General features: G+C 37.0%; 11 protein-coding genes and 1 tRNA gene. 11 read left to right on the forward strand and 1 reads right to left on the reverse strand.

Annotation, left to right across the window (positions count from 1 at the left end; genetic code table 11):
- Positions 1 to 214 precede the first annotated feature (214 nt).
- The 10 genes from mnmG to GAB14E_RS18610 all read left to right on the forward strand — a co-directional run bounded on the left by mnmG (position 215) and on the right by GAB14E_RS18610 (position 10,530).
- A complete protein-coding gene (mnmG, locus tag GAB14E_RS18655; protein WP_033080936.1) occupies positions 215 to 2,104 on the forward strand; it encodes a tRNA uridine-5-carboxymethylaminomethyl(34) synthesis enzyme MnmG in 1,890 nt (629 codons plus the stop codon).
- Positions 2,105 to 2,162: 58 nt separating this feature from the next.
- Positions 2,163 to 2,792, forward strand: coding sequence for a 16S rRNA (guanine(527)-N(7))-methyltransferase RsmG (rsmG, locus tag GAB14E_RS18650; protein WP_033080937.1), 630 nt, complete (start codon positions 2,163 to 2,165; stop codon positions 2,790 to 2,792).
- Between the two features lie 26 nt (positions 2,793 to 2,818).
- A complete protein-coding gene (locus GAB14E_RS18645; RefSeq protein WP_033080938.1) occupies positions 2,819 to 3,625 on the forward strand; it encodes a ParA family protein in 807 nt (268 codons plus the stop codon).
- Positions 3,626 to 3,639: 14 nt separating this feature from the next.
- Positions 3,640 to 4,536, forward strand: coding sequence for a ParB/RepB/Spo0J family partition protein (locus GAB14E_RS18640; protein ID WP_033080939.1), 897 nt, complete (start codon positions 3,640 to 3,642; stop codon positions 4,534 to 4,536).
- Positions 4,537 to 4,706: 170 nt separating this feature from the next.
- Positions 4,707 to 5,453 carry an outer membrane lipoprotein-sorting protein gene (locus GAB14E_RS18635; RefSeq protein WP_033080940.1) on the forward strand — a complete coding sequence of 249 codons (747 nt, stop codon included), beginning with the start codon at positions 4,707 to 4,709 and terminating at the stop codon, positions 5,451 to 5,453.
- Positions 5,454 to 5,518: 65 nt separating this feature from the next.
- Positions 5,519 to 6,754 carry an ABC transporter permease gene (locus tag GAB14E_RS18630; RefSeq protein ID WP_033080941.1) on the forward strand — a complete coding sequence of 412 codons (1,236 nt, stop codon included), beginning with the start codon at positions 5,519 to 5,521 and terminating at the stop codon, positions 6,752 to 6,754.
- A 2-nt stretch (positions 6,755 to 6,756) separates the two neighbouring features.
- The gene (locus GAB14E_RS18625) at positions 6,757 to 8,055 is read left to right on the forward strand and encodes an ABC transporter permease (RefSeq protein ID WP_033080942.1); all 1,299 of its coding nucleotides are present in this window, start codon (positions 6,757 to 6,759) and stop codon (positions 8,053 to 8,055) included.
- A gap of 54 nt (positions 8,056 to 8,109) precedes the next feature.
- Positions 8,110 to 8,850 carry an ABC transporter ATP-binding protein gene (locus GAB14E_RS18620; RefSeq protein WP_052093464.1) on the forward strand — a complete coding sequence of 247 codons (741 nt, stop codon included), beginning with the start codon at positions 8,110 to 8,112 and terminating at the stop codon, positions 8,848 to 8,850.
- Positions 8,850 to 10,238, forward strand: coding sequence for a hypothetical protein (locus tag GAB14E_RS18615; protein ID WP_033080943.1), 1,389 nt, complete (start codon positions 8,850 to 8,852; stop codon positions 10,236 to 10,238). Before GAB14E_RS18620 ends, GAB14E_RS18615 begins: the two co-directional genes overlap by 1 nt.
- A gap of 112 nt (positions 10,239 to 10,350) precedes the next feature.
- On the forward strand, positions 10,351 to 10,530 hold the full coding sequence (locus tag GAB14E_RS18610) for a hypothetical protein (RefSeq protein ID WP_033080944.1): 180 nt from the start codon (positions 10,351 to 10,353) through the stop codon (positions 10,528 to 10,530).
- A gap of 149 nt (positions 10,531 to 10,679) precedes the next feature.
- Here the strand turns inward: GAB14E_RS18610 and GAB14E_RS18605 are convergent.
- Positions 10,680 to 10,756: transfer RNA gene (locus GAB14E_RS18605), tRNA-Arg, on the reverse strand.
- Between the two features lie 228 nt (positions 10,757 to 10,984).
- Here GAB14E_RS18605 and GAB14E_RS18600 point away from each other — a divergent pair.
- Positions 10,985 to 12,049, forward strand: a complete 1,065-nt coding sequence (locus GAB14E_RS18600) for an efflux RND transporter periplasmic adaptor subunit (protein WP_033080945.1) — start codon at positions 10,985 to 10,987, stop codon at positions 12,047 to 12,049.
- Positions 12,050 to 12,056 lie beyond the last annotated feature (7 nt).

Genomic DNA, 12,056 nt, shown 5'->3' on the forward strand with positions numbered 1-12,056 from the left:
AAAATAACGATCTTAATAAGTAATAATAATAAGATCTTTATAAAGATCTCTTTTTATATACTAAGGATCAGGTCCGATCTTTTTTACACATTTGATCGTATCCTTGAAGAGAAAAAAGCGGTAAAATACGTTCCCTAATTTTTGAGAGTTATAATTTTTAGCTCACCTTTAATAAAAACTTTAACTAATTTTAACCAAGCAGGATTGTTATTTTATGTGGTATCAAGAGTCTTATGACGTAATTGTTGTTGGTGGCGGTCATGCCGGAACCGAGGCCTCACTTGCAGCAGCACGTATGGGCTGTAAAACGTTGTTGTTAACTCATAACATTGACACCCTAGGTCAAATGTCTTGTAACCCTGCAATCGGTGGTATTGGCAAAGGTCATCTTGTTAAAGAAATTGATGCACTTGGTGGTTTGATGGCTAAGGCCATTGATCATAGCGCCATTCAATTTAGAACCTTAAATTCTAGTAAGGGTCCTGCGGTTAGAGCAACTCGTGCACAAGCAGATCGCATTTTATATCGTTCGTATGTGCGTAACGTATTGGAGAATCAAGAAAATTTAACTATTTTCCAACAGCCTTGTGATGACTTGATCCTTGAAAATGATCGTGTCGTTGGCATATCAACACAAATGGGTCTTAAATTTAAAGCCAAAACAGTGGTACTTACCGTTGGCACTTTCCTTTCAGGACAGATTCATATTGGTTTAAATAATTATCAAGGCGGTCGAGCAGGTGATCCTGCCAGTGTAAACCTCGCAGAAAAGATGCGTGATATGCCGTTTAGAATGGATCGTTTAAAAACAGGAACACCACCAAGGCTTGATGCAAGATCATTAGATTTTTCAGTGATGGAAGAGCAACCGGGTGATACACCACGTCCGGTCTTTTCTTTTATGGGATCACGTGCGGATCATCCTGAACAAGTATCTTGTTATATCACTCATACAAACGAGAAAACCCATCAATATATTCGAGATGGGTTAGATAGATCTCCAATGTATACTGGCGTAATTGAAGGTGTGGGGCCAAGATACTGCCCATCGATTGAAGACAAAATAACTCGTTTCGCAGATAAAAATTCACATCAAATATTTGTTGAGCCTGAAGGTTTAACTACCCATGAAGTATACCCAAATGGTATTTCAACGAGTTTACCTTTTGATGTGCAAATGAATTTAGTACGTTCAATTAAAGGCTTTGAAAACGCATTTATTACTCGCCCAGGTTATGCCATTGAATATGATTACTTCGATCCTCGCGACTTAAAACAAAGTTTAGAAAGTAAATTTGTGCAAAACTTATATTTTGCCGGTCAAATTAATGGTACTACTGGCTATGAAGAGGCTGGTGCGCAAGGTCTTATTGCCGCAACTAATGCTGCTAATAGAGTGAAAGAACGTGATGAATTTATTCTAGGTCGTGACCAAGCTTACGTAGGTGTATTAATTGATGATTTAGCGACCTTAGGCACTAAAGAGCCGTACCGTATGTTTACTTCGCGTGCTGAGTACCGTTTATTGTTGCGTGAAGATAATGCTGATATTCGCTTAACCGAGCTAGGTCGTAAAGTCGGTTTAGTTGATGATGCTCGCTGGCAACGATTTAATGAAAAAATGGAAAATATTGAACTTGAGCGTCAACGTTTACGATCTACTTGGGTACAAAAGGATCATAAAAATATTGATCAGATCAATGCCTTGCTAAAAGCGCCTATGAGTAAAGAAGCCAGTTTAGAAGATTTGATCCGTCGTCCAGAAGTAAAATATGACGACTTAATGAAAATTGAAGGTTTAGGTCCTGCATCAGCTGATAACCAAGCTTCTGAGCAGGTTGAGATTCAAACAAAATATGCGGGCTATATTGATCGCCAGCTAGATGAAATAGCCAAGAAAAAACGTAATGAAGATACTTTAATCCCAATTGATTTTGATTATAAGCAAATTTCAGGCCTTTCTAACGAGGTTGTTGCTAAGCTAACCGATGCTCGTCCGGAAACTATTGGTAAAGCTTCACGAATTTCTGGTATTACTCCGGCGGCAATTTCGTTATTATTAGTTTACTTAAAAAAACACGGTCTTTTACGCAAATTAGGCTAAAAGCAATAGCTAGGGGCGAGCAGATAACTGAATAAGTTAGTCTGTTCGTCTAAATAAAATGAATTTAACACAGCAATTAACGACACTGATCGGTAAAACACCGCTTGTCGTCTCTCAACAGCAAATCGATTTACTTATTCAATACGTTGAGCTACTCAACAAATGGAATAAAGCCTATAACCTTACTTCAGTGCGCGATCCTAGTGATATGTTAATCAAACATATTATGGATAGCTTAATGGTAGGTGAAGTTCTTATTGGAGAAAACTTCATTGATGTAGGTACAGGTCCTGGTTTGCCGGGTATACCCTTGGCAATTTTGTATCCAGAAAGAAATTTTGTCTTATTAGACAGTTTAGGCAAGCGTATTACCTTTCTTAGACAAGTTGTTTTTCAGTTAAAACTGACTAATGTCACGCCAGTAAAGGCGAGAGTTGAAGATTATCAAGGTGAGCAATCTTTTGATGGCGTCTTGAGTCGCGCCTTTTCTTCTCTTAATGATATGGTAAGCTGGTGTCAGCATTTAATAACCACAGAGCAAGGACTATTTTTTGCACTGAAAGGCCAATATCCTCAGGATGAGATCAGTCAATTACCTGAAAATATTACTTTAGTAGACAGTCATAAAATTATCGTACCTGACTTGGTTGGTGAACGACACGTACTGGTCTTGAAGAAGTTACATTAGTAACAACAAAAACAATAGAGGCGCTTGTGGGAAAAGTAATAGCAATTGCAAACCAAAAAGGTGGCGTGGGTAAAACCACAACCGCGGTTAATTTGGCTGCCTCGTTGGCGGCGACAAAACGCAAAGTTTTATTAATTGATTTAGATCCGCAAGGCAATGCCACCATGGCCAGTGGTGTTGATAAATATACTGTTCATGCTACCTGTTATGAATTACTGGTAGAAGAACAGAGTGTCGAACAGGTTGTTATTAAAGAAACTTCAGGCCTTTATCATTTAATTTCTGCCAATACAGATGTTACTGCCGCAGAAATAAAATTAATGGAAGTATATGCTCGTGAACAGCGTTTAAAAAGCGCCTTAGCACCGGTAAGAGATTTTTATGACTTTATTATAATAGACTGCCCACCATCATTAAATATGCTTACCGTTAATGCGATGACGGCAGCTGATTCTGTTTTAGTGCCCATGCAATGTGAATACTATGCGTTAGAAGGTCTAACAGCCCTAATGGATACCATCACTAAGTTAACGTCAGTAGTAAATGATAAATTACATATTGAAGGCATACTGCGTACTATGTATGATCCTCGAAATCGCTTAGCTAATGATGTATCTGAGCAACTAAAACGACATTTTGGTGATAAAGTATATCGTAGTGTCATCCCTCGAAATGTTCGTTTAGCAGAAGCACCTAGTTTTGGTACACCTGCCATGTATTATGATAAATCTTCAACGGGTGCTAAAGCCTATTTAGCCCTTGCCGGTGAAGTATTACGTAAAAATGATGCCGCGAAAAAAGCCCAAAAAACCACCGCCAGCCTCGCCAATTAGCGCAAAGGAAAATTATGAGTACAGCAAAACGTAAAGGTGTTAGTCGCTTAGGTCGAGGACTAGATGCTTTATTATCCCCTGCGATTCCATCGGCACTAACAGAGAGCGCAGTAGAAGGTCCTACTGAAAAAACTAGTGATAGTGAGTTTCAAAAAATTGCCATCAGCTCACTTGTTCCTGGTAAATATCAACCACGGCGTGATATGTCAGATACTGCGTTAGAAGAATTATCATTATCGATTCAATCACAAGGTATTATTCAACCTATTGTTGTACGTTTAGTTGCCGATGATAAATATGAAATTATTGCCGGTGAACGTCGCTGGCGTGCAGCTAAATTAGCACAAATTGATGTTGTACCTTGTTTAATTAAAAATGTAGCTGATGAATCAGCCGTAGCTATTGCCTTAATTGAGAATATTCAACGTGAAGATCTCAATGCTATGGAAGAAGCTATTGCCTTGGAGCGTTTATTAACTGAGTTTGATTTAACTCATCAAGAAGTCGCTATAGCCATTGGTAAATCACGTACTACGGTTAGTAACCTATTACGGTTAAATAACTTAAACGAAGAAGTAAAAACCTTTTTAGAAAATGGTGATATTGAAATGGGCCATGCCCGTGCTTTATTAGCTTTAGAAGGTGATGTACAAATATCAGCAGCACAAACGGTAGCGACTAAAGAATTAACAGTAAGAGATACTGAGGCTTTAATTAAAAAGATTCAAAATCCGGTAGCCGAGAAAGAAAAAGTGGAAAAGGCTATTGAGACTATTGAGTTAGAACAAGGCTTAACGGATAAAATTGGCGCTAAAGTTGCTATCAGCCATAATAAAAAAGGCAAAGGCAAGCTGGTTATTTCTTACGATAACTTAGCTAAATTGGAAGAAATATTAGCTAAGATTAACTAATATTTTATCGGAAAATATTATCAATATAAAAACCAGCTTTTTGCTGGTTTTTTTGTGTCTATAATTGTTTGATAAATGTAAGAAGCAGCTAATATAATTGAATTTTTTTGTATTAACTTGATATAGTTATTCTATGTATTAAGCATTCAAATATTCTTAAGGATTAGCACATGTTGAAGTCGCTTGTATCTACCCTCTTTTCATTATCCTTGTTATTGCCAAGTTTCTCTTGTTTAGCTGATGATGATGATGCCGCTGTACTATTAAAAAAAATGGATGAATTGTTTCGTTCAAAAAGCTCAGTGTCTACCATGAAAATGGAAATTATTACGCCAAACTGGCAACGTACCTTAGAAATGCAAAGCTGGACTATAGGCATGGACGATACTTTTATTCGGATATTATCGCCGAGAAAAGACCGTGGTGTAGCTACCTTGAAAAAAAATAAAGAAATGTGGAACTACTTTCCTAAAATTAACAAGGTGATTAAAGTACCACCATCAATGATGATGGGCTCTTGGATGGGCTCAGATTTCACCAATGATGATTTAGTACGTGAAGTTTCATTAGTTGAAGAATATCAAGTTTCTAAAATAGCAGAAGGTGAAAACTATCGGCTAACCTTAATACCGAAAAAAGATACTGTTACCGTTTGGGGAAAAATAGAGTTTATTGTCAATCAACAAACATTATTGCCGTTAGAGCAAAGTTACTTTAACGAAAAAGGTGACAAGGTTCGTACTATGCTGTTTAGTGATATTAGAGACTTCTCAGGAAAAAAAATGCCCGCTATTATGACTATGATCCCGCTGAATAAGACGGGCCACAAAACCATCATTGAATATGTTGAAGCAAAATTTGATACTGATATTGGTGATAATGTATTCACCTTACGCAATTTACAAACGCGTTTTTAAATATTATTAAAACATAAATTACAGTAACTCCCAAGTAAGTAAGCACTTATTATGTAGGTAGTCAAATGTTGATAGTAAAACTAGCCTTTCGAAATATATTACGTAACAGACGCCGCTCATTATTAACATTATTGAGCATGGGTGGCGGTTTTTTCTTGCTTTGCTTAACCCTTTCTATGTCTGAGGGTAGCTACGCTAATATTATTAATATATTCACTCAAGATCATACTGGTCATGTACAAATTCATAAAGGTAACTATCTAGAACGGCCATCTTTATATAAAACCATAAATAATGCCGATGAAATAATAAGTCAATTAGAGCAACAGCCATCGGTATTAGGAATAGCGCCTAGGATTTATGGGCCTTCACTGGCCTATGGAAAAAATAAAACTGTTCCTGCTCAAGTCGTTGGTATTGATCCTCGGCGCGAAGCTAAAACCACACGTTTGGTAAATAAAGTAACGGCAGGTCATTATTTAACAAACCAGGTTAATAAAAGCGGTTATTTCCCTGCGATGATAGGCTTTAGTTTGGCCAAAAATCTACAACTTAAAATTGGTGATGAACTGGTACTTATTTCTCAAGGCATTGATGGCTCTATTGCCAATGACATTTTTGAGATTGTTGCGGTTGTTGGCGATGCCAGCTCTTATGAACGTATGAGTGTTTATATTAGTTTATCGGCTATGCGAGAGTTTTTATCAATGCAAGGCGATAACAATAAAGTGCATGAGCTAGCTATTATTTTATCTAATCAGAGTGAGGCAAGAAGTTTTGCCATGAAAACTCAATCAGCACTTGATAATAAAAGTTTAAGGGTAGCACCATGGCAGGTGGTGGAGTCTTCTTTTTATAATAGTATGCAAGCCGATAAAAAAGGCAGTTATGTCTCCATGGGCATTATTATTTTTATAGTATCCATAGGTGTGTTGAATACTATTTTAATGGGCACCTTAGAGCGTACCCGTGAATTTGGTGTATTAAAAGCGGTTGGTACTCGTCCTTTATCTGTTTTTAACTTGATCATGTTAGAATCTTTTGTCTTGGCTATTTTCAGTTGTTTAATTGGTTTAACCTTAGCTTTACCGGTATGTTATTGGTTGGCAAGCAGTGGTATATCAATGCCAGAGCCGATAGATATGGGCGGTATTACCTTTGATACAATGTTAGGTGAAGTCAGTTGGTTTGTGGTGTTATTACCAACAATAGTTGTTATTAGCAGTACCCTAATAGTCAGCTTTATTCCGGCTATCAGGGCCGCTAAAATATCGCCTTTAAAAGCGTTACAGGCGGTTTAAATATGACAATACCAACAAAAAAACTAAATAACTCAGTTACAGAATCTAGTAAATTACCGAGTCAACAAAATAGCGCTCAAAACACTTTAGTATTACTTTTAGCCAAGCGTAGTATTTTTAGAAATACTCGTAGAACATTACTCACTGTTTTGCTGATTTCTTGTAGTTTAGCAGCTATATTGTTCACCGATGCTTTTGTACGCGGCATGGTTGAAACTATGGTGAAAATCAGCACACAAACCTTTCTTGGAGAAGGGCAAATTCATCGAGTGGGTTTTCGTGAGACAAATGATGTTGATTTGTATATTGAAGATACCACTACACTCTATCAGCAACTTAACTCCATCGTAGAAATTGAAGCGTTTTCGCCAAGGGTATTAACAGGCGCAATGACTTCTTCTTCTGAGAATGTTGCTTCAGCAATTGTTTATGGCGTGGATGCTATAAAAGAAGCACAGGTTAGTAAACTAAAGCTAGCTTTGGTTCAAGGGGATTATTTATCAGGTATTGATGGCGAAATAATTATTGGAGAACAGCTTGCTGATTTATTAGAAATTAGTTTAGGTGATCGGTTAGTTGTTACTGTTTCAGAGGCACATGCGGGTGATTTATCACAAGCTTTATTTCGGGTATCAGGCTTATTTCGCTTTAATGAAAGAAGCATGGATATAGGCATGACATTTATTAATTTGTCACAAGCCCAGAAATTATTAAATATAAATGGCGTACATGAAATTGCATTACGGCTGCAAAATTTAGATCAAGCGAATGATAAAAGTTTAGGGCTTTGGCAAACATTTAATAACGACATTATTGAAACGTTAAGCTGGCAAGAATTAATACCACAACTTAGCAGTATGTTAGCTATGACTAAGTATTCCACACTTATAGTTTCAATTATTATGTATATTTTGGTGTGTTTAGGTTTAATCAATACCATGTTTATGTCTATTTTCGAACGACAAACCGAGTTCGGTATTTTATTGGCCATCGGAACACGTCCTAAGCAGCTATTCTATCAAATAATGTTGGAAGGCTTTTTTATTGGCGTATTAAGTGTTACTGCGGGTTTATTCATGGCCTTTATCTTTTGTTATTGGGGTTCTATTGTAGGTATTGATTATTCAGAATTAGAAATGTCAGGAATGACCTTAAATGAGCCTATTTATTTAATACTAGATGTTAGTAGTTTTGCCAGCATGGCTCTTGCAACTTTAGCTGTTACTTTGCTTGCTAGTTTATACCCAGCCTTTCATGCGGCGGCTTTACAGCCTTCTTTTGCCATGCGAAAAACTCTTTAGCGAGTAAATTGGTTAATAAATAATAAAATACTAAGTAAATAGGAAATAATGTAGATGACAACTCAAGTTGATATTGCAGGCATCACTCCTGAGGTGATAGTTAGCCAAAAAACAGTCATAGAAACAACTTTATTATGTAGAGAATTTGGCCGCGGTGATACCTTAGTTAAAGCGCTGACAGATGCCAATATAATTATAGAACGCGGTGAGTTCACTGCTATTATTGGTCCTTCGGGCTCTGGCAAAACTAGCTTGTTACAATTAATGGGCGGCTTAGATAATCCAAGTTCTGGGGATGTATTGTTAGATAATAAAAATATTAGCCTTATGACAGGTACTGAGCTATCTGATTTTAGACGCGATCATATTGGTTTTATTTTTCAAGCCTATAACTTAATACCTGTATTGAGTGCGAGAGAAAACATTGAATACATTATGTTGCTACAAGGCATACCTACAGCTGAACGAAACCAACGTGTTGATAATATTATGCATGCCGTTGGCTTAAAAGGACTAGGGGATCGTCGCCCTGCTGAGTTATCTGGTGGACAACAGCAGCGTGTCGCTGTCGCAAGGGCTATGGTGTCGAAACCAAGTATTATTTTAGCGGATGAACCAACAGCAAACCTAGACTCTAAAACAGGATCTGACTTACTCGATATGATGAAAGAGTTAAATGAGCAACAAAATATGACCTTTGTTTTTTCAACTCATGATCCTAAAATAATGGAGCGTGCAAGACGTATTATACGTCTTGTTGATGGCTGTGTTGTTGATGATGAGCGCAGAGATTAATGTCAGTAAATAAAGCTTATTTAGCTTTAACCTTTTTTTTTGCTTCAGCCCTCCCCTTACCTATTAACGCTTATGCGGAAAGCTTTTCATTTAGTGGTTATCTGAAAAGCTATGCGTTGGCGCAAGACAGTATTCCCATTAAACAAATGCCTATTGAAGATAATAGCATTGCGAGTATCACTAATAATGCTGAGCAAGGTCAAACATCATCAATACCAGCTAACTTTCAATCCCAAAATGCTTTACGTTTAATGGCATCTTACTTATCGTCGAGCAAAGGGAATGTAGAAATAGATTATGAAATACAGCCATTGTATTTTTCAAATAGTGATATGGCTGGTTACTATAACCAGGATAACTTAGCTTCGATTAGTGGCACAGTGTCTTTGGCTAATAATCAATATCGTTATAAAGACCTTAATGCGGTACTGACTGATATTGGTAATAATGGTGTGGTTTTACAAAATCTTGACCGCTTTAATTATCAATATAGCAATCAATATGGGGATTTGACCATTGGCCGTCAAGTATTATCATTTGGCTCAGCTCGCTTTATTAACCCTACCGATATTTTTATCCCCTTTGCCATCCAAACACTAAACCAAGAATACCGAGTTGGTATTGATGTTATTCGTTATAAAGCTGATGTGGGTGATTTTGCTGTGGTAGATATGGGCTTGGTCATTGGTGAGGGTGGAAAAAAGCAGAACATTGCCGCTTTTTTACGTGGTAAAAATTCTCTTAGTGGTAATGATATTGAGCTAATCGCAATTATTCTTGATGATGCCTGGTTAGTAGGCGGTGGTATTGAACGAGCGATAGGTGACTTTGGTTTTTGGTTTGAGGCTGCTTTTATGGATTGGCAACAAAGCGATACTTCTGAAAGTCACAATGCTGAAGGTTTATCTACGAATCCCCTAACTCCTATTGAAACGGTCCCTTATAGTGAAAGTTATTGGCGTAGCTCTATAGGCTCTGATTATGCGCTAAATGAAGATGTAATTATTATGATCGAGTATCACTATAATGGTGCTGGTAGTAATAACACCGATGATTACACTAAACTTGCCACACAAGCACCCTATCAGAAAGCTGGCGTGTATTTATATGGTCAGCACTATATCGTTCCCGCTTTGACTTGGTTGGCTTCACCGCTTGTATCTGTGAACGCTAGCGCCTTTTATAATGTTAGTGATAGTTCAGTATTTTTGACTCTTAGTAGTGAAACCAGTTGGAGTGATAATGTATATTCTGATTTTGGTGTTTATGTAAGTCACGGTGAGTCAATGATTTATCAAGGCAGCAGTGACAATGTTAATTATTCTTTTGGTTCTGAATTTGGTGCTTACCCTCTAAGTATTTATGCCAGCTTAAGGTATTATTTTTAATGAAGTTTTGTAAAAAATAGCATGAAAGAGTAAAAAATGACCATTACCATCTTTGAATTAACATTTTTTTAACGTAAAGTATGAAATAGTTATTTCTTTCAAGGATGAATTTATGCAAGAACTACCACCACTAACCTTAGTTAAAACCTGGCTTGAAGTTGCCAAAAAACTCGACCTTCCCATCAATGTACGTGAAAAACGTAGTAAATTACTTACCTACTATTTTGGCTCTATTAGCCAAGCAGAATGTTATGTAGAAGATAATGATGATTATCGTCAATTAGTCTCTTAGTTTTGAAACTTAGCTCAAAAATAGAGTTGTCTGTTATTTAAAATACAGATGAAAAAAATCGCCTTGAGGCGCTTTAACATGACAGAGTAGGCTCGGGAAATATATTTAAATAATATTACCTAAAATAGTACAGGGATTTAAGGGGGGAATGGCCCACCCGACAGGAGTCGAACCTGTGACCTCGCCCTCCGGAGGGGCGCGCTCTATCCAGCTGAGCTACGGGTGGATTATAGATAAAAAGTATTAGCTTTAATCTTGCATCAATGAATGCGCGGCAAATACTATAATTTATCAATATACTTGTCTAGCTAAGATGGCAAAATACCTGAACTAGAGGTTGTTTTAATAACTTACTAGGTTTTTCTAAGCCGCTATTTTTTTTAATTATGTACTTTAGCGAGAAAACTGCCTAAAGTTATGAATACCCTATTAAAATTTTGGTTATATTTTAAAAATGAAACCACGTATTCTCGGGTTGTTTTTATCACGAATTGAGCCAGTTTTTATTATAACTTTGCTTCTTGTCAGTACGTCATTAATTACGCCCTCCTATGCACAACAGCTTGAAACTAAAACCATTAAAGTTAAACCTATCGTTAAGGAAATTAACCGCACTGGCAAAGTTGCCTTTAAGCGAACCTTAAATTTATCTTTTAAAAGTAATGGCTACCTTGAAGAAATTAATGTTGATGAAGGGGATAGTTTTACTAAAGGTCAGTTGTTAGCTGAGCTCGATAGTGCAGAACTGATTGCAGAGAAAAATGCCAGTTATGCGCGCTTATTGCAGGCAAAAAGAGATGTTAAGCGCATTAATACTTTGCTCAGAAAAAATTTAAGCTCTCAACAAGCACTAGATAATGCTGAAACATTGGTTGAAACAACACGTGCTAGTCATAAAGTGGCAGCATATAACCTGTCGAAAGCACAATTATATGCTCCTTTTGATGGTGTTGTAATAACAAGGTTTACCGAAGCGGGAGAATTGCAAAGCCCTAATCAAAGTGCATTACAAATAGCTGCGATAGAAAACAATTTAGTAGTGCGAGTCGCGCTAACCGCAAATGAGGTGAAATTAGTTAAATTACAGCAGAAAGTTAATGTTAATTTACCTCAGTTTGGAGTGGTTAAGGGGAGAGTAAGTAAAGTCCCAGCGATTGCAGATCAACAAAGCCATTTGTTTACTATTGAAGTTTTATTATCAGGCTTAACAACGAGTCAAGTTGTTGTTGGTCAATTAGCGCATATGTTGACTGATGTAATTACGGATACCCTTGCCTATCGTTTACCTATATCAGCTCTTAATAGTGTTGATAGCAAAGGAAGAGCGTTAATTATGGTATTAGGTGTTAATTCAACTCAAGCTGATAAATATAAACAGCAAGCATACGTTATCAAACAGCTCTCCAATAAATATATCTATTTATCTGCTCAGCAAGGCTCCCTGCCCTTGACCGTTGTCACACGAGGTTGGCAACATATTGCTTTAATTGAAAGAAAGCAGCTAGATGAAAATCAATAGAGGGAAA

The sequence above is a fragment of the Colwellia psychrerythraea genome (assembly GCF_000764185.1).
Taxonomy (GTDB): Bacteria; Pseudomonadota; Gammaproteobacteria; order Enterobacterales; family Alteromonadaceae; genus Colwellia; species Colwellia psychrerythraea_B.